Here is a 21,215-nt window from a genome sequence, read left to right on the forward strand (position 1 = left end):
GTTTAGCCTTGACAGAAGCAGTCCACCTGGAGCGCAACGTCGCGGAGTGGTGCCGCCACAAGCGCGTCGGGGGCGCCACCGTTGCCGCGCTGAAGGCCGCCTTCATGGACAAGCTCGGTAAGGTCGCGTAGGATATCGGCCGACAACGGCCCTGGAGGGGCTTACACCACTTTTCGTGACACAACTTGCCCTCCAGGTGTAATTGGCTAAATTGTTGGTATGCGGGATACGTTAGCGACTCATAAAAGTTGCACGGTTGATGGGGGAGAGTTTGGGACGTTCAAAAGGGCGCAATTCAAAGGTTGAGCTTCTGCGCATCATCTCGATGTGGTTCATAGTGGCTCATCATTTCGTGATTCATAATGCTGAGCCTATTTCCGTTTTCCCCGGGACCGTTGCACGCATGGTACTGCACGGCGTGTTGTACCCTTCGGGGCGTATTGCCGTTGCCGTGTTTTTTATCATTACGGTGTGGTATCTGGCCGACGCACAACTGACACTTAAGGGTCAGCTGCGAAGGGCTTGGACCCTGCTGGGGCAGATGCTCTTTTACAGTGTGCCGCTCGTCCTGTACTTTGGCGTGTTTAATGCGGGGGATGGGCTGCAAGCTGGAGAGCTGATGGCTGCCGTCTTTGCTCCGCTCGCCTCGCTGTGGTGGTTTCCTACGGTGTATATTCTGCTGATTCTTGTGGCACCCTATCTGTTCGACGGGTTGCGTGCGTTGACGAGCCGGCGGCTGGGCGAGCTCTGTATGCTACTGGTCGTGCTATATGGGGTCTTGCCCGTTGTGCCGTATTCGACAATTGGTGGCTTTGTTTCCTCCCTGACGGGTCAGACGGTCGTGATCGCGTGCGTGACATGTTGGTTTAAGTGGCATTATTGCGGTGGGGCGGGTCCGAGGGTTTTGGTGCTGCCCGTTCTTTCGTACGTTGCTGTGTACGTTTGCTACTTTGTGGCTCAAAAGGACGTGCTCCTTTTGAGCGCTTTCGCTTCCAGCGTGTACGGATCGGTGGTGACTAATCCTGGAAGCCTCTTGTCGCTTGCGATCGCACTTCCGGTGTGCTTGTTTGTCTTTAATGCTCAACCTGCGCATTGGCCTGCTGTCAATTACTTGGCCACGTTGTCGTTTGGCGTGTACCTTGCCACGGACAGCGCGTACATGCAGGAGCTGCTGTGGAAGAACTTGCTTGTGTTCTCCCACTGCCACCCAGCGTGGGGGCTGCTGTCCGTAATGCTTGTAGTGACCGGCGTGTATGTTGTCGCGTCCTGCGTCGAGGCGATTCGACAGGTTCTGTATCGGGCGCTGTTCAAGCATCCGGGTAGGGTGTTTGATGTTTTGTGGGACAAGATTGCAGGGGTCTCTTTGCCAAGGTAGGCCATTGTTGGGCCAAGTCCCAAGCTGTGCACAAATTCGTAATCGCGTTTCTCCTACGCTGCCTTCCTCAGCTCGGTTCCGATAATGGTGTAAGGGCGAAATTGGGTTAACAGTAGGTCAAGTAATTCAGTTAGAATTGCTTGAGCTCTATTTTGTTTTGGTTAAAGTCTACTATTTAGATTTACGTAATTTATTGGGAGTGCATATATGAAAAAGGTTCGTTGCGCAGTTGCTAATTTGGTTACCGCTGTTCTGGTTTCCTCTTCCTTCCTTGCTCCCGTTTCGTCGGCCTATGCACTTGAGTTTTCCTCGCTCTCAAATAATGAAGCCGAGACCTCTAGCTCCTCTTCACTTTCGGATTTCGTTTCCGAGGATACTGAGAAGACCGCCGAAGCCGACTCTTGTGAGGATACTGAGGAGACCGCCGAAGCCGACTCTTGTAATTCGGAAGTCGAATCGGCCGCTCAGCCGGCCCAATCTCCCGATTCCTCTTCTGTCGATGCCTCTTTCCAATACTTGTACATTGCGCAGCCCTCTCTTTCTTTGGGTGCTATGCAAGAGGCGGCGTTCGCAACTGCATCTGATTCTGATGTTTTGACCTCTGCGTCCCTATCATTCGTCAGCAATTTTGGCGAAGAGCGCTCCGTTGAAGCTTCGGCTTTCTCTGGGAATGCTGCGGGCTTTACATTCGGACAAGATTTGTTGGTAGCGCGGTATTTTTTAACCGGTATTACGTATCAGGTGAAGGATTCGAAAGCAGTCTATTCAGTGGACCTCTCGTCTGAGGATTACAGCTTTGACGTAGTCAGTTCGTCTTCTTCATCTGATCGCGTTGACAATTCCGATGATATGTCGGTCTACTATGCCGATGAGAACGGCAATCCTGTCGAGGCTTTCTCTATTGAAGAGGCGCTTTCCGGTTCTGAAGATGATGACGGCATTGCGGCTTATAGCATCGATTCCCGTTCAGCTCGTAAAAACGTTCGTGTGATTGCACTTGATGCCGGTCACGGTGGATCCGATTCTGGCGCTCAGGGCAATGGGAAGAGCGAAGCCGACTTAACTTGGAAGATTGTTAGCGCGTGTAAGACCAAGCTTGAGAATTACGGATTTAAGGTAATTCTCGCTCGTGAGCAGTCGGGCAGTTACGGAAGCAACGACTTCCTTTACCGCGTTCAGCGTTGCGTCAAACAGGGCGCTCAGGCCTATATCAGTTTCCATATCAATTCGGGTTCGTCAGCAGCTCATGGTGCCGAGGTATATTCGCCTACCGTGAACGGGGCTGACTATACCCAGGTTTCGTACGAACTGGCCCAGAAGGTTCAGAACAATCTTGTTGCTCTCGGACTTACAAACCGTGGTGTCTTTCAGATGCAGGTAGGCGACGAATTCGCCGTTATTCGTTGTGCTCGTGAAGCTGGAATCCCCGGTATTTTGATTGAACACGGATTTATCTCCAATTGGGGCGATGCGAACAAGTACTTTAGTGATGCCGGGTGCAAACGTCTTGGAGAAGCTGATGCGGATGCCATCATCGCGCAGTTCCCCAAATCCTCTTGGCTTGATTATTCGTCTGTTTTCGATGCCGACTACTATCTCAATAAGTATCCAGATGTTAACGAATGGGCAAACGGAAGCAAAGATAAGGCCCTGGATCACTTCATCAACTACGGCATGTCGGAGGGCCGCCGCGGCTCCGAGGCGTTCGACGTGCAGAGCTACTACAATGAGTACCCCGATCTCCGCGCCGCCTTCGGCACCGACCTCGCCAGCTACTACTCGCACTACCTTATGTACGGCAAGAAGGAGGGGCGCCACGCCACCGGCTGCTCGAAGCTCAAGGGCGCCGCAACCAAGGCGGGCGGCGTGGACTACGCTCCCGTCTACGACCCCGAGTACTACCTCTCCCGCAACGGCGACGTCGAGAAGGCCTTCACCAAGTCGACCTACGGCGGCGTGACTATGGTCGACGACTCGGCCGTCCTGCGGCACTTCATCAACTACGGAATGTCGGAGGGCCGCCGCGGCTCCGAGGCGTTCGACGTGCAGAGCTACTACAATGAGTACCCCGATCTCCGCGCCGCCTTCGGCACCGACCTCGCCAGCTACTACTCGCACTACCTTATGTACGGCAAGAAGGAGGGGCGCCACGCCACCGGCTGCTCGAAGCTCAAGGGCGCCGCAACCAAGGCGGGCGGCGTGGACTACGCTCCCGTCTACGACCCCGAGTACTACCTCTCCCGCAACGGCGACGTCGAGAAGGCCTTCACCAAGTCGACCTACGGCGGCGTGACTGTGGTCGACGACTCGGCCGTCCTGCGGCACTTCATCAACTACGGAATGTCGGAGGGCCGCCGCGGCTCCGAGGCGTTCGACGTTTATAGTTATAGAACGAGGTACCTCGATCTTAGGAAGGCTTACGGAAGTAATTTAAAAGAGTATTATCTCCACTATCTCGAATATGGGATGAAAGAGCACCGTAATGGTTCGAGCATGACTGGATTTGAGGGCTATATAATGTCCTCGTCTTTCACTTCTTACGAGGATGCTGCCGTTCATTACGGCAGGACTGTTGGGAAGCATACTTATCCAACAAGCGTGTATAAAAGCAAAGGCAGCGCCTCTATTGATGAGTTTTGTAAGATCCTTTACGAAGAAGCCTCATTTGAGGGAGTATGTCCTGAAGTTTTATATGCTCAAGTCATGAAAGAGACGGGCTATTTAAGATTCGGAAATTTGGTCCAGGCAAATCAGTGCAATTTTGGAGGTGTTGGAGCCACCGGTCCTGGAAATCCCGGATATACTTTTTCTTCCGTTAGAGAAGGGCTTAGGGTTCAGGCGCAGCATTTAAAAGCGTACGCAACAACTGAACCTTTGAATAATCCGTGTATTGACCCACGCTTTAATCTTGTTTCCCGTGGGTGTGCTCCCAAGACGACGGACCTAAATGGACGTTGGGCCGTTCCCGGTAAAGGTTACGGCGAAGGCTTAAATGCAATTGTCCTTGATGTTTTGTGCATGTAATGGGTCTACATGAGTAATCGTCCTTCTCTGTACCACCTGTAGCGCGCTTTAGTGCCGCTCACATCCGCGCCCGCGACCCACCGGCTCGCCGCCTATACGCTCGAGACGCCATACCGGTAGTCGAGAGAAAGGAACTGATCTTGGCGAGAAGGATACCGGCGAGGGTGGTGCTCAGGCTGACGTCGTCGAACCTGTCGCTCAACGTGATCGCCTCTGCACTGCACGCGTCGAAGGTCGGCATCACGCTCAGTTTCCTGCACGGCGAGTACCGCGAGGATGCGCCGCGCGGGGCGAGGCGGCGATGTCCTACGACCGCTTCTGCAAGCGGTACAGGCAGTTCACGGTCAGCAGGAACGTCGTGAGCAGGGTCGGCCGCAAGGCGGGCAGGAACATGGAGGTCGACTGGTCCGGTCCGACCATGTCCCTCGTCGACCAAGCGAGTATCTGGGTAACGGTTTTACGACTAATCCCGTGACCGTCAAGTAGCAAAAGGACGGAGCGTGAGCTCCGTCCTTTTGTTTGTAGGGCGGTCTGCTACCATAAACTATATCTTTTGCTAAGAGATTGGGAGCTCTTATGCCAAGATTCAAGCTCGTTCTGGCTTTTCTAGAGCGAGATAGAGATGACGAGAGAGTAAGAAAGAATCAATGGCTGAAGCGCTGAGAATAGCAATCTTTTCCGCTCAATATCTGCCTCACATTGGCGGTGTTGAGTCCTATACCAGAAACCTCGCAGTTACGCTCATTGGCATGGGCCATAAGCCGGTCGTGGTCACGTGTAATTGCGATTCGCTGCCGTCTCGAGAGGTAACAGACGATGGTATTGAGGTTGTAAGACTGCCGTGTTTTCCATTGCTTGGTGGCAGGTTCCCTGTCTCGCGTTTTGGAAGAGCTTATCGGAGCATGCTGAGGGCTCTTGATGGCGAGTGCTTCGATGGCGTCCTAGTTAATACGAGGTTTTATCCCCATTCAATCTGTGGGCTTCGGTTCGCCAGGCGCCATCATCTTACCCCCATCGTTCTTGACCATGGATCGCAGTATCTTACATTCGGAAACGCAGTATTGGATGTGTTCGTTCGCGCCTATGAACACATAATTACTTCGATTGCCAAGCGGTTTCATCCAGTGTTTTGCGGTGTTTCTAAGAAAAGCCTGGATTGGCTTCGACAATTTGGTATTTCTGGCATTGATATCCTGCCTAACGCGATTGACGTTGATGCTTATTGCTCCAATGCCTCAAATCGAGATTTTCGTGCCGAATTGGGCGTCGGGACGGATTCTGTTCTTGCCTGTTTTGTTGGAAGGTTGATTCCCGAGAAGGGTATCGACTCCCTTCTTGCGGCTATGAAGCAACTGAATGAAACGCCCGTAAAGTTGGTGGTTGCGGGTGATGGTCCCCTGCGTGAGTTGATGGATTCTACTCCTGAGAATGTCTCCTATGTTGGTCCTTTGCGTCCGGCGGATGTGTCGTCCTTGCTTCAGGCCGCAGACGTGCTGTGTCTTCCTACGAGATCAGAGGGTTTTTGTACGACCCTTCTCGAGTCTTCGGCGTGCGGCACCCCGGCAATCATTCCCTTGGTGGGCGGAGTTGACGAAGTATTTGGTGAGGAAGATTGCGGTTTTTTGTTGGATGGCTGTGCTCCCGACCAAATTGCCGCAGCAATACGAGTGGCGTGCGCATCGAAAGCGGAGACGCGGCGAAAGGGACGGCTGGTCCAGAGTAGAGTTCGAGAGTATTGTACGTGGGGCAATACTGCAGAGAGGCTCGTTGAACTTCTTGGTGCGTAGCAATTACGTTGGTGTTGCTTTTCCGTTGACTGGGGTTTGCCGCGGTTTTGTTTCCTCGTTCGGATATTGTTTTCTTCAGAAGTAGGAGAATGAGAAGGTATAGTGATGCACGATATTCTTATTGTGACCTCAAGGAATGTTGCCACCTCGGGCGGCGAGTTTAGCCTGATTAAAAATAGAGCAGATGCTCTAAAGAATGGGTGGGGCATTGAGTCTGATGTTGCGGCTCTTTGCAATGTTCGCTTGGGTGTTTCTGAGGGTGGTGAAGCTTTTGGACCCGGCGTTTATGTTCGGCGGGATTTTATGAATCCCATGCAGCTGCTGTCGGGATATGAAGAGCTAATTACCACTGCGGAAAAAAAGGTTTTGAGTGGCTCCTACAAGGCGATCATCCTTTCTGGCGTGGGGCTGTTTCGTTATGTCGACCGGATGAAGCGCGCCGCCGAGGCGTCGGGAGCTTTTGTATGTGCTGATGTTCATGGTTATTACGGCGACGGCTCCCTTCTTGCACGCGACGAGCCCCTCTTCCTTGGCTCATTCCACCGTGCCGCCGCTTTTGTTGAGAGATACGAGCAGCGCAAATATTTGCGTAAGTTCGACCGTATCTTTTGTGTTTCTCGAGCGTATCGCAGTTTCCTTTGTCGAGAGTGCGGCTGCAAAGAGGGTCAGTTCTACATTGTTCCGTGTGCGACGGGGGCGAAGCCAAGCTTTGGTCGTGCGGAGGAGCTTAAGTATCGAGAGGATTATAGGAGGAAGTACGGCGTAGAAGATGACGAGTGGCTGCTCGTTTACTCAGGCGGAGCTTCGTCGTGGCAATGCCTTCCGCAAACTGCAGAGTTGTATCGCGAAATACTGAAGAGGCGTGGGGCAAAGCTACTTGTTTTGTCTGGTGACGTTACTTCTGCACGCGCCGCAATCGGTGATTGTGACGACGTTGAATTCGATAGCTTCAAGCCATCTGACCTCCCTAGCGTGTTCTGTGCTGCGGACTTCTTCGTGATGTTGAGAGAGGACGTTCCAACGAACCACTTTGCTTACCCTAACAAGTTCTTGGAATACGTCGCGGCGCACAGGCCGGTAATCACTACTCCTTACGTTTACGACATTGCCGAAGAGATTGATAGACATGGTGTTGGACTTCTGTATAACGGGGATGTGGATGATCTCGTTTTGAAAATGGACAATGCGGTATGCGACAGGGATTCATGTGATCGCCTGGTGCAAAAGGTTTCTTTTGCAAATTCCCTCATCCCGTTTGCCAGGGATTTGGGAAGCGTTGGGTCCAGTTGCTAAAGTGAGCGGGTCGTCTATGCTTATAACGGTTTTTACCCCGACTTATAATCGCGCATATATCCTTCCCAAGCTATTCGAAAGTCTGAAAAGACAATCTTTTCGAGATTTCGAATGGATAATTGTTGATGATGGAAGCACGGATGATACGCGAAAGCTCGTCGAGGCGATGCAGCAAGATTGTCAGGTGAAATTTCCTATCCGCTATTTTTTCCAGGTCAATAGCGGAAAGCACGTTGCATGGAATAAGGGTCTTGATGAGGCGAAGGGAGCCTTGTTTTTCCCGGTAGACAGCGACGATTATCTAACCGATGATGCCTTGGAGCGTATTGGGGAGAACTGTGAAACCGTTATGTCTAACGAGCGCCTGATTGCCTTGTCGGGAGTTCGTATTTTTCCGGGCAACAAGCTTACGGGAGGAATTCTGCAAGACAATGTGGGTTCGTACATCGATTATTCGTCAATTGATCGCCGATCGAAGGGGATTACGGGTGACCTTGCCGAGGCCTTTGTGACGGAACGGTTGAGGAAGTACCGATTCCCGGTTTTTGAAGATGAGCGGTTTGTTCCTGAAGCAGTTGTCTTTAATAGATTCAGCAACGATGGATATCTAATTCGTGGGTACGCCTTTCCTCTCTACGTGTGCGAATACCTTGCCGATGGCTACACGAAGAATACTGATCGGCTGCTCATTACGAACTGGAAGGGATATCGCCTGTACGTTTCAGAGTTGATGCATAGCACAGTCGGAATAAGGGCAAAAGCCATTCCGTTTTGTGGATTTATGTACCGTTCGTTATTGAAAATGTTTGGTTTGTGCAAATAGGCTTGAGTGAAGTATGGAGTGCAGCATGAGCTCTTTGTCGAAGAAGACGGTCCTGTTGGTATTTGGAACAAGGCCCGAAGCAATCAAGATGTGTCCTCTCGTAAAGGAGCTGAAGAACCGATCTGGCCTTAACGCGAAGGTTTGCGTTACCGGCCAGCATCGCCAGATGCTCGACGTGGTCCTTGAGGAGTTTGGGGTTGTGCCCGATTTTGATTTGCACGTCATGAAACAAAGACAGACTTTGTTCGATGTTACCACGGCTGTTCTTAATGGCTTGGACGGCGTGCTGGATCAGCTCAAGCCCGACGTTGTTCTTGTTCACGGTGATACGACGACGTCCTTTGCCGCCGCACTTGCATGCTTCTACAAGGGCATTCCCGTGGGCCATGTCGAGGCGGGTCTGCGTACATACAACATCCACTCACCGTATCCCGAGGAATTTAATAGGCAGGCAACCGGCATACTTGCCGCTTGGCACTTTGCTCCAACTGAAGCAGCTCGCAACAACCTGCTTTCTGAGCATCGGGATTCCAGTCGAATTTTCGTGACGGGAAATACTGGCATTGACGCGCTTCGTACGACGGTGCGCGATCATTATTCGCATCCCGAGCTTGATTGGGTTGGAGATAGGCGCCTGATCTTGATTACGGCTCATCGTCGAGAGAATCTTGGCGAGCCCATGCACCACATGTTCAGGGCTATTCGCAGAATTGTTGAAAAGCATGATGACGTGCGCGCTGTTTATCCTGTACATTTGAATCCTGTCGTTCGCAAGGCGGCTCATGAAGAGTTGGACGGCTGCGACCGCATTCATCTAATTGATCCTCTAGACGTGGTTGATTTTCATAATTTCATGGCCCGCTCCTACTTGATTCTTACCGATTCAGGCGGCATTCAGGAAGAGGCCCCGGGCTTGGGTAAGCCGGTTTTGGTGATGCGTGATACGACCGAGCGCCCTGAGGGCGTTGCGGCGGGCACGCTTAAGCTTGTTGGCACAAGTGAAGATGCTATTTTCTCAACATGTTGCGACCTCTTAGAGAATGAAGAAGCATATTCCCGCATGGCTCATGCCAGCAACCCGTATGGTGACGGTCATGCGAGTGAGCGAATTGCTGATGTTCTGGAGAAGGGGCTGCAAAGTCTCGGGGAAGCATTGGTTCGGTAGATGAGTGAGGTTAAGCAGCTCTCTCTTAAAGAGAATATGCTGTGGAACTCGTTCGGTTCCATCGTTAACCTTGCTTGCCAATGGCTGATTACGATTCTGATCGTTCGCCTTGGTTCAGGTTACGAGGCATCCGGCGTTTTCTCTTTGGCAATGTCCATCTACAACATCTTTGCCCCTATCGCTCAGTATCGCATGTATACGTACCAGGTCTCAGATGTTGAGAATGAGAATACCACGGGTGAATACCTGGCGTTTCGGTTTTTCACTTGCGGAGTCGCGCTCGCTCTGTGCACCGGCTATTCGCTGTTTACATGCGAATCGGGAGCGATTGCAGCTATTCTGCTCTATGCCGTCTACAAGTCTATTTCCTTGGTTGTAGACGTCTTTCACGCGTGCGATCAGCGCCATCATCGAATGGATTACATCGGTAAGTCTCTGTCTTTTCAGGGGATTCTATCTCTTGTTGCCTTTACCGTAGTGTTTGGCTTATGCGAATCGCTCGAGGCGGCGATAGTTGCAATGACCGTTGTCGTGATCCTCGTTGGTGCTGTCTACGATTTGCCAAGGACCCTTCAATTCGGCCCATTGGCCCCAAGCATCTCGTTCAAAAAGTGCCTTCGACTGGCCTTGAGATGTCTCCCCATCGTTCTTGCGTCCATTGCCGCGGCGTCAGCATCTTCGATTCCAAGGCAATACCTTGTTGGTGTTCAAGGGGAGGCTGCTCTTGGCATTTATGCTGCCGCAGCTGCTCCTGTTGCGCTTATTCAGACGGGCGCCTCCTATATCTACAATCCTCTTCTAGGCTATTTTTCGGAGAGTTTTGCTGCTAGGGACAGGAAAGGCTTCAATGCGCTTTTGACAAAGGCGACGGTCGGGATCGTTGTTCTGGGGCTGGTGTGCGCTATTGGAGTAATGGTTTTAGGTGAGCCGGTTCTTGTTCTTGTGTATGGGAAAAAGATGTCTGGCTTTTCATATCTACTTCCTCCGCTTGTGGCGCTTGCGATGCTTACGGGGTATATGTGGTTTGTAAACGATTTGCTAATGGCTATCAGAAACTTCCGGGGTGCCTTTGTTGGGAATGTTGCTGCTCTAATTTCCTCTCTCTGCGCCTTACCTTTAATTGCTCTGTATTCGATGGATGGTGTTACATATGTCTGTCTCATTTCTGCTCTTTGTGGAATAGGCTTCATGGCAACCGTGTTAGTTATTCAGCTAAAAGGCTACTGGAAATAGTATGTGATGCCTGGATTACGTTTCGGAAGATAAAAGGTAAGGTGGATGTATGGATAAGCATCATCGATTGCTGGTTATTATTCCAGCGTATAATGAGGAAGAATCGCTCGAGGCCACGGTTGACGAGCTGGTAGGTGTCGCTCCAAGTGTTGACTATCTCGTAGTAAACGACGGCTCCAAGGATTTAACTGAGCGGATTTGTCGCGATCGTGGGTACAACTACGTAACACTGCCAGTCAATTCTGGCCTCACCGTTGGATTTCAGACGGGCATGAAGTACGCGCTCCGCAACGGCTACGATTATGCCCTTCAGTTTGATGCGGACGGTCAGCATATGCCTGAGTATATCGATGAAATGCTCGAGACCGCTATTAATGAAAACGCTGATATCGTAATTGGCTCACGCTTCCTCCACGTGAAAAAGGAAATCTCCACTCGAATGATTGGCTCACGCCTTATTACAGTCATGATCAAGCTGACTACGGGAAAGCGCGTAGCTGACCCTACCTCGGGAATGAGAATGTTTAGCAAGGAAATGATTAAGCGCTTCGCGCAGGACGACTCGCTTAACCCTGAGCCCGAGAGCATTTCGCTTCTTATAAAAAAGGGGGCGAAGGTGAGCGAGGTTCAAGTTGAGATGCGTGAACGCCAGGCGGGGGAGAGCTATCTTAATATCTCCAAGTCGATTGCTTACATGGCGCGAGCTTGCATCTCCATTCTTTTCGTTCAGTGGTTCAGGTGATTATATGTCTAGCGTTTTAAGGGTCGTACTCATTCTGGGTGCATTTGCCATCTTGTTCGTGATAGTGAAGAAGCTCCGTAAGGCTCAGATACAGGTTCTCGACTCCGTGTTCTGGTTGTTCTTTGCTTTGAGCTTTGTCGTGTTTGCAGCCGTTCCCCAGATTGCCTTCTGGCTCGCAGGGGCCCTTGGCTTCGAAAGCCCGTCGAACTTCGTATTCCTCTATGCAATTGCGCTGCTTCTTTATCGAGAGTTCTCCAACACGGTAAAGATTGCAGAGCTCAGACGTCGCGTGAACGCACTTGTTGAAGAGCTCGCTCTCAAGTAGCATGACACCAGTCTTTATGCCCTTCGAACCCACCAACATCATCGTCATCGGTGGCTGCGGCTTCATCGGGTCCAGCTTCGTGCACTACGTAGTGAAGAACTACCCCGGGGTGCACGTGACCGTGCTCGACAAGCTCACCCACAGCTTAGCCCTCGCTTCATGCACGACATGTTCACGGCATTCAATGCGCTACGGATGCCGGCAGGTCCCTCCTCGATAGCTACCATCTAAATGCGGCCTTCATTTAAATATCCAAGAGTGACAATTCAACCCCTTGCACTACCAGGTCTGGTCATCAATGAGATTTGCATGTGGATTAGAACCTACTTGGCGAACCTGGACTACAGAATAGTTAAAGATTGCCGCCATAGCCGTTGTTATGATGTAGAACTACTGGTCTAGAAAGAGGTTTCTCGCCGCAAGTTAAACCCCGCGGAGTCTTTCTCGGCCAGACAGTCTGTTTTCCGAGAATCGCTTCGCAAACACATCAATCAGGTTTCTCCATCCAAGCACCGCGAGCGCAATAAAAAATGGAGAATAGAGAAACATATACCTGGCCCTGCACTCAAACAGCATCAAAAACACGCTGAGCAAGAACACCGAACATAAAACCACATACTCCGTCTTTGATCTAGGGAACTTCAGCCAGTTCAGACACATACCGACCAGGACAAACATCCAGCAAAGCTGGGCAAAAACCTGGAACAGCGTGAAAGAGCCGTCTTCTCCAAAGAACTTTGACAGCGTGTTGTCAGAATGAGGAGTACTCAAAAAAAAGTTTCCTTCAGCAGCCCACGCAAAAGTACCGTCCGAATAGTTCGAAATAGTCTTCTGGACCATCAACTTCAAAACACCCTGGGGACCCAGAGACTCTAACCTCTCAGCCCACTTTTCGAAATTTGCATGTGATCTATCCTGTTGGCTACCAAATGAGGCGGAATAGATAACGTCGTCTTCATAGTAGCACCCATAAGTCTCGTCATTAAATCCCATCATCAAGAAATGAGCCATCGAAAAGGATTTATCGGCGTCAATCACCGGACCCGCCTCCCTTGCGAGTGAGTTGGCGCCAAACGAGAGAACAAGAGCACATGTGATCGCAGCGAATTGGAAAAAGAGCGATTTGATTTGAGAGCAATCCAACTGCCCGTCAACGACAAACCTTCGACGACTTATCGCGCATGCAGCCTCTATAAGCACAATTGAGACAACAACGAAGATGGCCGTAGGCTTAATAAAGTATCCGACCACGCCGAAAAAGAGCATGCCGAATGTGCGTAACGGGCTTCGGCCAGTATTGTTGTACAGAAACAAGACCAGCGCGGGGCAGATAGTTCCATACGTATCTGAATAAGGAACCGCAATCCAAGGAGAGAAGCTCAAGTACAAACAGCCGAACGCAAGCGTATAGTACCCAGGACCAAAACCCGCCAGCCTCGCCACAACAAAGGAGGTCAGAACAACAGCCAAAGTAACACACGCTGCTCCCACCACGTCAAGCATGAGGTATACGTTTTGGAATCCAATAAGTTGGCAAAAGTGGCCCACAGTCTTGAAGATAAAAAGCAAAAACAGCTGGTTGGGATAGCGCGAGAAATAATCCAGCGTGGCTCCCTCATCGGACAACCCCGACATCAGCACACCGACATCCCAGCCTGTCTCAAAATATATGCTATTGATTAGGCAGATTTGAAGCACGAAAACTACCACGGCCAATGAAATGCTAACGCGTCTAAACATTTGAAGACCAAGGAAGTCCACGTTCGCCTTTGGCCGTCTCTTAGCCAATGCCACAGAGACAACGAGCCCCACTATCACAACCACAGCCAGACTAGGTAAAGAAAGGGATGCCTCCTCCCCTTTGCAGGCATAAGGCAGGCGCGGGGCAAGGAAAGCAACGGCAAGCAGGGCAAGCGAGAAATACGCCAAAGCGACACATCTGCCAAAACGCAAAAACCACGGAATCTTAACGACTCCACGTGTCGCAGGACAAGATTCGACCACGTTAGCCCCTTAGGTTTCGTCGGTTGCTTTCATACGTTCTCTTTTCGATTAGATAGCGCGGGCGACTCTTTGTCTCAAGATACGCCTTGCCCACATACTCGCCGATAACACCGAGGCTCAGGAGTTGCGTGCCACCCAAAAACAAGATGACACAGATGGTACTCGTCCAGCCCGAAACCGTCGCCCCAGAGAAATAAGAGAGGATCGCCCAAAAGGTCCCCAATAGGCCAACGAAGCCAATTACAGCGCCCGCCGCGCTAATTAGGTGGATAGGCTTAATCGAAAGGCTCGTTATCCCGTCAACAGCGAGAGCTATCATCTTTCGTAGGGGATAGTGACTGTCACCCGCAACGCGAGCTGCGCGCGAGTACTCAACGGTTGAACTGGGAAGCCCAATCAACGGAACCATTCCGCGCAAGAACAGATTTGATTCTCCATATTCCGACAACCCATCCAGAGCGGCAAGGCTCAAGAGCCTATAATCTGCATGATTGAAGACGGTATCTACCCCCATCTCTTTCATCATGCCGTAGAAAGCCTCCGCAGTCATCCTTTTAAAGAACGTATCGGTAGACCTGTCGTTTCTAACGCCATATACGACGTCACTACCGTCCAGGTACTTTTCAATCATTTTAGATACGGCCGAGATATCGTCTTGCCCGTCGCAATCCAAAGAAATGGAGACGTCACAGTACTTACGCGCTTCCATAAGCCCCGCAAGAAGGGCATTCTGATGACCTCGATTTCTTGACAGTGATATTCCCCTGAAATGAGCATCGTCGTTTGAGAGTCTTTCAATGATGGTCCATGTGCTATCACTCGACCCATCGTCTACAAACAGAATGCTACTTTTATCACTTACGATTTCGGCCGAAATCAATCCGCTGAGCTCAGACAAAAACGTCCCAGATGTTTCCGGCAAGACAGCTTCCTCATTGTAACAAGGAATGACCATCCACAGAATCGGCTTCGGGGACGGAGTCTGAGTATCATCGCTTTGCATGCACTTGCCTTTCACGGACAAAACGTTCAACGAAAAGTGATTATACTCCACCTCGCGGCGCAGCCCCGGTGCTAGACTCGTCATCTCCTGACGAGTCAACCATGGTAAAAATCCCCAAACTGAAACGCCGCGAGAATTCTCGCGTTGAATAGCTTGCGCTTATGAAGTGATTGGACGATCAAGAAGATACGTAGCGCTGCAGGCGAGTTGGGGAGTGTGTTAGGGATATTAAATATAAGGCTCTGTCACAACAAATGGTTGATTTTGACGAGAAATAGCGTATAATAATAGTAAGAAACAGTACCACCGAAGGAGGTAATTGGATATGCCTACTATCAAAGACGCATTAGATATTATCGGTAAGTTGACTGTCGCAGAGCAGGAAAGCCTTAAAACAATGCTTTTAAGTCCTGCCTTTGTAAAGTCTTTGAATATTGAAGATTTCGTAGCAAAGGAACGCTTTGCAAATGGTCGTGTATGCCCTCTTTGTGGCTGTATCCATGTGGTTCGCAATGGTCATCGTAAAGATGGCACACAGCGATATGTATGTAAGGATTGTGGCAAGTCCTTCGTGATTGCTACGAACTCCATTGTGTCTGGTACAAGAAAAGACTTGTCCGTGTGGGAGCAGTACATTGATTGTATGATGAATGGCTTATCCATTCGTAAGACTGCTGTTGCTTGTGGGATTCACAGAAACACCGCATTCCTTTGGAGACACAAGATTTTGGATGCACTTCAGAATATGGCAGACGATGTTACCCTTGACGGCATTATTGAGGCTGACGAAACTTTTTTCGCCATCTCGTACAAGGGCAATCATAGCAAGAGTAAGACATTTGCTATGCCACGCAAGGCTCATAAGCGTGGTCATTCTACACATATCAGAGGCTTGTCCCAAGAAAAGGTATGTGTTCCTTGTGCGGTTAATAGGAATGGCTTGTCTATCTCCAAGATTACGAATACTGGTAGAGTTTCTACAAGAGATTTACATCATATTTATGATGGTAGGATTAAGACCAATTCCACTCTTGTTACGGACAAGATGAACTCCTATGTGAGATTTACAAATGCCAATGGCATTGACCTTGTGCAGTTAAAGACTGGCAAAGCCAAGAAAGGCATTTATAATATCCAACATATCAATAGCTACCATAGCCAGCTAAAGAGGTTTATGCGTGGCTTTAACGGTGTTTCTACCAAGTATCTGAACAACTATCTTGTGTGGAATAACCTTGTAAATTACGCCAAAGAAAGCGACATGGAGAAAAGGAACATCTTCTTAACTTTCGTTTTGGCAACATTGAAAACTGCTAAATGCAGAGATTTATCAAACAGACCAGCAGTTCCTCTGGTCGCCTAATTAGAATTTGTGGAGATGATAAGATGGTCAATATAACAGATGTAAAACAGATTCTTCAATTTGCAATAGATGCGGAGATTAAAGTCTTTCTTGATGGTGGCTGGGGTGTAGATGCTCTTCTTGGATATCAGTCAAGAGCCCATAATGATATTGACATTTTTGTAGAAAAGAACGATTATCAGAACTTTATAGAAATAATGAAAGCTAATGGCTTTTATGAGATTAAGATGGAATATACAACATTGAACCATACTGTATGGGAAGATTTGAAAAACAGAATTATTGATTTGCATTGTTTTGAATATACGGACGAAGGTGAAATTCTTTATGATGGGGATTGTTTTCCGGTAGAAACTTTTTCGGGTAAAGGAAGAATTGAGGAAATAGAGGTTTCCTGTATTGAACCATATAGTCAAGTAATGTTCCATCTGGGATACGAGTTTGATGAAAATGATGCACATGATGTGAAGTTATTGTGTGAGACACTTCATATCGAAATTCCAAATGAGTATAGATAACTGCAAATAACAGTTTGTAGGGGAGTTCTGATACTCCCCTATAAAAATGGCTATTTATCAACTGTTTGTTGTGACATAGCCAAATATAAAAATCCCGGATATGCTTTCGCATAAACGATGTCACGGCGATTCTGGGATTTTGGGCTGTGCGGAGTATGAGCTCAAAATGAGTAACAACGATAAGAAAGTTTCCGGGAGGCGTTTGGTTAGAATTTCTTTTTGTTCAAGCTGCACATCCGAGGCTCCTCAAAAGATGGAGCTTGGTTTGGCGCAGTAAGTAAGAATCCTGCTTGCACTGCTTGATGCCGCAAATGGGGACGGCGAGATCGTTTCGCTTATGTCAGTGGCATGGGTTTTCCGGGAGCTACTATCGGCTGGGCCTTCTCAGAATGGTACAAGGGAGGCAATGGTGAGATTTCTGCGGATAGCACCATTGCCTCTCTGATTATTTGGTTTTCCGCTTCATGTGTAATTCTCATCTTATTTATTGCGTCTAGGGCATGCCTTGCAAGGCGCCGTTCAAAATTGCGCGGGATGTTGCTAATCTTGGAACAAGAACTTGAGAATGAGCAAATAGCCAAGAGGGCTCACTGTATCATCAGATGATGAGAAATCGATTGAGCCCAGGCATGCTGTATCGATACTAACCAGTGCAGAATAGCAAGTGAGGGGAAAACTCTGAAACTGCCCTTAGCCCCGCTTGAGGTTTGGAGGATAAAGAAAGATGACTATTGGGAAGGCCGATCTGAGTAAGGCGGATATTGGGGTAATTGCCGCGTTGCTCGTCGGCGTTTTATCTGCTGCGTCGCTGGCCTTTATCAAGCTACGTCCTTCCGCGGCTTTTGTCTATGCCCTGGCTGCGTTTGTCGGAGCTGTACTCATTGCTTATTCGTATCATTTCTTTCTTAGGACTCCGAAACAGACCAAATATGGCGTTTCTTCTCCCAAGATGCTCGCTTGTATCATTGGGTTAAGCGCTATAGGTGCCATTCTTCTTGAGGTGTTTACGCTTTGGGGAGCGCCGTTGTCTACCCCGTTAGAGTTATCAGATTGGAGCAAGCGACGTATTCTAATCTTTTTCGTCGCTATTTCGGGCTGCATAATCGTACATGTCTCCAATTCGTACGCCGCGGTTCCCAAGATCGGGCCTTCAGGGCATTCGTATCAAAGGTCTATTGGCAAACTGTTTGTCTACTCTATTCCGGGTGTCACGCTGATGACCCTCTTTGTCGCAATAATTTGCTTGGTGCCTAGTTACTTTGTCTCTAAGATAATCGGTGTAGTTGCGGGTCGTTTAACTTATCTGTTGATTTGCTTGTTCCTTGTCGGCGTTGGTGCGTTCTTTTATTTCTGGAAGAAGGGAAGGGTCGAGCTTTTTTTTCTCAGCTCTTGCCTACTATTGGGATCTTTCTTAGTTTTCATCGCACCTCCGGTAACCGCGATTTCTTGGGATGACGAGATTCATTACGACAGGGCTCTCGGTTTGTCATACCTAGGACATTCGGAGTATTCATACGCGGATCAACTGCTCGTCACCAAGCCCTGGGCTGCGGTGAATTTAGACCATGAATTGCTCCGCGAGTCGGTGGATGAGGTCGCTGAAGCGGGTGCTTCTGCTGAACAGTCGGGCGAATATATGGAGCAGGCAAGTTTTGCATCGCCCATATCGAAAAGCAGCCTCACTACGGTCTCCACATTCGGGTATGTTCCATCGGCAATCGGTCTGTGGGTAGCTCGCGTATTCCATGTTCCAATTTTGGTGAGCTTCATGTTTGGTAAGATGGGCAACCTTATTTCATATGCAGTAGTTGTTGCTTTCGCCATCCGTATTATCCCTACTAAAAAGTTGTCCATGATGCTCATTGGTCTTCTTCCGACGAGTATTTTTCTCGCTTCAAATTATTCGTATGATCCTGTTGTGACGTCATTTCTCATGCTTGCAGCTGCTTTGGTAGTGAGAGAAATTAGCCGTCCGCTCGAGCGACTTACAATCAAAAGCCTGCTAAAAATCGTCACTGCGTTATTCCTAGGGCTTGCTCCAAAGGCAATTTACTTTCCAGTCATTGGTCTGCTACTTCTTATGCCCCGAGCCAAGTTTTCCTCGCGCACCGCTTACAAACGCTATATCGGTTTCGTAGTCGCCTTCGGGCTCGTAATGGTTTTATCATTTGTGTTGCCAATGCTATTTAGCGCTGATGCGCAAGCAGGGGATGCCCGCGGGGGATCTGATGTTAGTGCGTCAGGTCAAATCGCGTATATTCTCTCTCATCCGTTGGATTACGCATACACGCTCATCAACTTCATATTGGGCTATATTTCCCCTGTTAATTCCGATATGTACTCGCTTTCATTCTCTTATATGGGCGTCTCTCTTCCGGTTGTGTTGCAATGGAGCTCAGCCTTGCCCTTTACGGTTCTCGTCGTTGGATCTTTAATTGATAGTCCAAAAACGAAGACTTTTGGATTGAGCCTGTGTGGTAGGTTGTGGGTTCTTACTATAGTCGCATCATCGATTGCTCTTGTTTGCACGGCTTTATATGTGAGCTTTACATCAGTTGGATCGGATACCATTGCAGGTTGTCAAGCACGATACCTTACTCCGCTGTTGCTATACGCTGCCTTGCTTGCCCCTTCTTTTTCTACAGGGGGCATACAGATCAGTAATTCAGGCAAATTGATAAAGGAAGAAAGCACGACAAGAATAACTATGCTGCTTCTTACGTCAATTATGGTCTTTTTCTCCGCAGCATGTTCGTATTATTTCATAGTAATCTGGTAGTTTGGTGGCCAGCCACGCGGCGAGCTGCTGGTTATAGACTAGTGGCTGACCGAGGAGGTCGACGACGCCGGGTCGCCTTGTCGCGGGGCCTGCGGACCCTCGCCGGCATGACCGCCGACCCGTAGTGGGCGGCGAGGTCCTCGTACGCGGCGTTGAGCACGACCTCGCCCTCCCTCGGGTGGGCGGTGACGCCGGTCTTGAGGTTGTCGGGCGCGATGCACGGGGTGGCGCCTCCGAGGAACTCGAACGCGTGGACGTGGCAGCGCAGCCAGGTGTCCTGCTTCATGTCGAGGGCCGGCTCGACGTAGCTGTACCTGCTGAAGGGCAGGCGGGCGACGAACAGGTAGACCTTCGAGACGACGCCGGTCGCCGGGTCGACGAGGGACATGGTCGGACCGGACCAGTCGACCTCCATGTTCCTGCCCGCCTTGCGGCCGACCCTGCTCACGACGTTCCTGCTGACCGTGAACTGCCTGTACCGCTTGCAGAAGCGGTCGTAGGACGTGGCCGCCTCGCCCCGCGCGGCGCACTCCTCGCGGTACTCGCCGTGCAGGAGCCTGAGCGTGACGCCGACCTTCGCGAGCTCGGCGTGGACCGCGTCCCAATCCGGGTCCGGGTACACCGGCCCCGGCTGCTCGCGCTCCGGGAACAGGCGGGCGTACACTTCCCCGGCGCTCATCCGTTCCGCTTCCTCCCAGGCGACGTCGTGCTCGGCCGCGGCCCTGAGCACGACGGAGACGCTGGCTTTCGACGCGTGCAGCGCGGCGGCGATCGCGTTGAGCGATAGGTTCGACGACCTCAGCCTGGGCACCTCCCTCGCCGGTATCCTTCTCGCCATGATCCATTCCTTTCTCTCGACTACCGGTATGGCGTCTCGATCGTATAGGCGGCGGACCGGTGGGGCGCGGGCGCGTATGCGAGCGGTACTGAAGCGCGCCGCGGGCGGTGAGTATTGCGCGCTCTGAGTAGCACCTGTTTCGCGCTTTCCGTATCGCTTCCCATCCAGACGTTTCGCTCCTTCCGTATCGCCCGTTCCGCCATTTCCGTATCGCCCCTCCTCCGCCCGTAGAATCGGCTTGCCATGCAACCGATCCACGGAAGGAGAAACCACATGGCAAGGAAGATAAGGGCGAAGCTCATAATGGAGCTCCGCGACCAGGGCATGTCGAGGAGGTCGATCGCCAAGACCAGGCACATGTCCATGGGCAGCGTCTGCGAGGTGTTCGACATTGCGGACGATCGCGGCATCACCTGGGACCAGGTGAAGGGTATGGGGGACGAGCGGGTCTACGAGCTGTTCTACCCCGACCGCAACGCGCGCGAGAGCGTCTTCGAGGAGCCCGACTGGTCCTACGTGCACGCCGAGATGGCGAAGGTCGGCGTCAACCTGCGCCTGCTGCACGACGAGTACAAGTCGAAGTGCTCGCGCGAGCACATGGTCGCCATGGGCTACACCAGGTTCTGCGAGCGCTACGGGGACTACACCGTGGCGAACAACCTGACCAAGCGCATCGAGCACAAGGCCGGCGTGTCCTGCGAGGTCGACTGGTCCGGCCCGACGGTCGGCAGGGGGCTGGTGAACCCGGTCACCGGGGAGGTCTCGAAGATCTACCTGTTCGTCGGCGTGCTCCCGTTCAGCCAGAAGGCCTACTTCGAGCCGACGCTGGACATGAGGGAGCGCACCTGGCTGCGCTGCCACGTGCACATGTACGAGTTCTGGGGCGGCGTGCCACAGGGTGACGCATAATTTCTTTCGCAAATTGACAACCGCATAGCGGAAC

Annotated in this window: 17 protein-coding genes; 14 read left to right on the forward strand and 3 right to left on the reverse strand. The window is 50.7% G+C overall.

Annotation, left to right across the window (positions count from 1 at the left end):
* The first annotated feature begins 8 nt into the window (after window positions 1-8).
* The 10 genes from DWZ15_RS10800 to DWZ15_RS00745 all read left to right on the forward strand — a co-directional run bounded on the left by DWZ15_RS10800 (window position 9) and on the right by DWZ15_RS00745 (window position 11,767).
* Window positions 9-131 carry a hypothetical protein gene (locus DWZ15_RS10800; protein WP_255413388.1) on the forward strand — a complete coding sequence of 41 codons (123 nt, stop codon included), beginning with the start codon at window positions 9-11 and terminating at the stop codon, window positions 129-131.
* Window positions 132-271: 140 nt separating this feature from the next.
* Window positions 272-1,375: a hypothetical protein gene (locus tag DWZ15_RS00700; protein ID WP_055252476.1), complete on the forward strand. Its 1,104-nt coding sequence runs from the start codon at window positions 272-274 to the stop codon at window positions 1,373-1,375.
* A gap of 207 nt (window positions 1,376-1,582) precedes the next feature.
* The gene (locus DWZ15_RS00705; protein WP_118448643.1) at window positions 1,583-4,399 is read left to right on the forward strand and encodes an N-acetylmuramoyl-L-alanine amidase; all 2,817 of its coding nucleotides are present in this window, start codon (window positions 1,583-1,585) and stop codon (window positions 4,397-4,399) included.
* A 647-nt stretch (window positions 4,400-5,046) separates the two neighbouring features.
* Window positions 5,047-6,186 (forward strand): glycosyltransferase family 4 protein, encoded by a 1,140-nt coding sequence (locus tag DWZ15_RS00715; RefSeq protein WP_118270795.1) that lies wholly within the window; start codon window positions 5,047-5,049, stop codon window positions 6,184-6,186.
* Window positions 6,187-6,291: 105 nt separating this feature from the next.
* Complete coding sequence (locus DWZ15_RS00720) at window positions 6,292-7,479, forward strand: glycosyltransferase (protein WP_055252472.1); 1,188 nt, start codon at window positions 6,292-6,294, stop codon at window positions 7,477-7,479.
* A gap of 16 nt (window positions 7,480-7,495) precedes the next feature.
* The gene (locus DWZ15_RS00725; protein ID WP_158570933.1) at window positions 7,496-8,302 is read left to right on the forward strand and encodes a glycosyltransferase family 2 protein; all 807 of its coding nucleotides are present in this window, start codon (window positions 7,496-7,498) and stop codon (window positions 8,300-8,302) included.
* A gap of 25 nt (window positions 8,303-8,327) precedes the next feature.
* Window positions 8,328-9,467, forward strand: a complete 1,140-nt coding sequence (gene wecB / locus DWZ15_RS00730) for a non-hydrolyzing UDP-N-acetylglucosamine 2-epimerase (protein WP_055252470.1) — start codon at window positions 8,328-8,330, stop codon at window positions 9,465-9,467.
* A complete protein-coding gene (locus DWZ15_RS00735; RefSeq protein WP_055252469.1) occupies window positions 9,468-10,700 on the forward strand; it encodes a lipopolysaccharide biosynthesis protein in 1,233 nt (410 codons plus the stop codon).
* A 49-nt stretch (window positions 10,701-10,749) separates the two neighbouring features.
* Window positions 10,750-11,442 carry a glycosyltransferase family 2 protein gene (locus tag DWZ15_RS00740; RefSeq protein ID WP_118448646.1) on the forward strand — a complete coding sequence of 231 codons (693 nt, stop codon included), beginning with the start codon at window positions 10,750-10,752 and terminating at the stop codon, window positions 11,440-11,442.
* Between the two features lie 4 nt (window positions 11,443-11,446).
* Entirely contained in the window at window positions 11,447-11,767 is a 321-nt protein-coding gene (locus DWZ15_RS00745; protein ID WP_055252467.1) for a DUF2304 domain-containing protein, read from the forward strand.
* A gap of 423 nt (window positions 11,768-12,190) precedes the next feature.
* Here DWZ15_RS00745 and DWZ15_RS00755 read toward each other — a convergent pair whose 3' ends face one another.
* Window positions 12,191-13,771, reverse strand: coding sequence for a hypothetical protein (locus tag DWZ15_RS00755; protein ID WP_118237750.1), 1,581 nt, complete (start codon window positions 13,769-13,771; stop codon window positions 12,191-12,193).
* A gap of 1 nt (window position 13,772) precedes the next feature.
* The gene (locus DWZ15_RS00760; protein ID WP_118448651.1) at window positions 13,773-14,774 is read right to left on the reverse strand and encodes a glycosyltransferase family 2 protein; all 1,002 of its coding nucleotides are present in this window, start codon (window positions 14,772-14,774) and stop codon (window positions 13,773-13,775) included.
* A 325-nt stretch (window positions 14,775-15,099) separates the two neighbouring features.
* Between DWZ15_RS00760 and DWZ15_RS00765 the strand changes: the two genes are divergently transcribed.
* From DWZ15_RS00765 to DWZ15_RS00775, 3 genes are all read left to right on the forward strand, one after another.
* Window positions 15,100-16,137: an IS1595-like element ISSag10 family transposase gene (locus DWZ15_RS00765; RefSeq protein ID WP_002837184.1), complete on the forward strand. Its 1,038-nt coding sequence runs from the start codon at window positions 15,100-15,102 to the stop codon at window positions 16,135-16,137.
* A gap of 23 nt (window positions 16,138-16,160) precedes the next feature.
* Window positions 16,161-16,655 carry a lincosamide nucleotidyltransferase Lnu(C) gene (lnu(C), locus tag DWZ15_RS00770; protein WP_019543803.1) on the forward strand — a complete coding sequence of 165 codons (495 nt, stop codon included), beginning with the start codon at window positions 16,161-16,163 and terminating at the stop codon, window positions 16,653-16,655.
* 724 nt (window positions 16,656-17,379) lie between these two features.
* The gene (locus tag DWZ15_RS00775) at window positions 17,380-19,434 is read left to right on the forward strand and encodes a DUF2142 domain-containing protein (protein WP_055252548.1); all 2,055 of its coding nucleotides are present in this window, start codon (window positions 17,380-17,382) and stop codon (window positions 19,432-19,434) included.
* 31 nt (window positions 19,435-19,465) lie between these two features.
* Here the strand turns inward: DWZ15_RS00775 and istA are convergent, their stop codons facing one another.
* Window positions 19,466-20,272, reverse strand: a complete 807-nt coding sequence (istA, locus tag DWZ15_RS00780) for an IS21 family transposase (RefSeq protein WP_118448653.1) — start codon at window positions 20,270-20,272, stop codon at window positions 19,466-19,468.
* A 273-nt stretch (window positions 20,273-20,545) separates the two neighbouring features.
* Here istA and DWZ15_RS00790 point away from each other — a divergent pair, with 273 nt between their 5' ends.
* On the forward strand, window positions 20,546-21,181 hold the full coding sequence (locus tag DWZ15_RS00790) for a transposase (RefSeq protein ID WP_147352296.1): 636 nt from the start codon (window positions 20,546-20,548) through the stop codon (window positions 21,179-21,181).
* Window positions 21,182-21,215: the final 34 nt, after the last annotated feature.

It is taken from the genome of Collinsella sp. AF29-7AC, from assembly GCF_003475665.1.
Taxonomy (GTDB): Bacteria; Actinomycetota; Coriobacteriia; order Coriobacteriales; family Coriobacteriaceae; genus Collinsella.

Coding starts and splice junctions, on each gene's coding strand:
- DWZ15_RS00705 (WP_118448643.1), top strand. CDS start 1,583: ATGAAAAAGGTTCGTTGCGCAGTTGCTAATTTGGTTACCGCTGTTCTG.
- DWZ15_RS00715 (WP_118270795.1), top strand. CDS start 5,047: ATGGCTGAAGCGCTGAGAATAGCAATCTTTTCCGCTCAATATCTGCCT.
- DWZ15_RS00720 (WP_055252472.1), top strand. CDS start 6,292: ATGCACGATATTCTTATTGTGACCTCAAGGAATGTTGCCACCTCGGGC.
- DWZ15_RS00725 (WP_158570933.1), top strand. CDS start 7,496: ATGCTTATAACGGTTTTTACCCCGACTTATAATCGCGCATATATCCTT.
- wecB (WP_055252470.1), top strand. CDS start 8,328: ATGAGCTCTTTGTCGAAGAAGACGGTCCTGTTGGTATTTGGAACAAGG.
- DWZ15_RS00735 (WP_055252469.1), top strand. CDS start 9,468: ATGAGTGAGGTTAAGCAGCTCTCTCTTAAAGAGAATATGCTGTGGAAC.
- DWZ15_RS00740 (WP_118448646.1), top strand. CDS start 10,750: ATGGATAAGCATCATCGATTGCTGGTTATTATTCCAGCGTATAATGAG.
- DWZ15_RS00745 (WP_055252467.1), top strand. CDS start 11,447: ATGTCTAGCGTTTTAAGGGTCGTACTCATTCTGGGTGCATTTGCCATC.
- DWZ15_RS00760 (WP_118448651.1), bottom strand. CDS start 14,774: ATGCAAAGCGATGATACTCAGACTCCGTCCCCGAAGCCGATTCTGTGG.
- DWZ15_RS00765 (WP_002837184.1), top strand. CDS start 15,100: ATGCCTACTATCAAAGACGCATTAGATATTATCGGTAAGTTGACTGTC.
- DWZ15_RS00775 (WP_055252548.1), top strand. CDS start 17,380: ATGACTATTGGGAAGGCCGATCTGAGTAAGGCGGATATTGGGGTAATT.
- istA (WP_118448653.1), bottom strand. CDS start 20,272: ATGGCGAGAAGGATACCGGCGAGGGAGGTGCCCAGGCTGAGGTCGTCG.
- DWZ15_RS00790 (WP_147352296.1), top strand. CDS start 20,546: ATGGCAAGGAAGATAAGGGCGAAGCTCATAATGGAGCTCCGCGACCAG.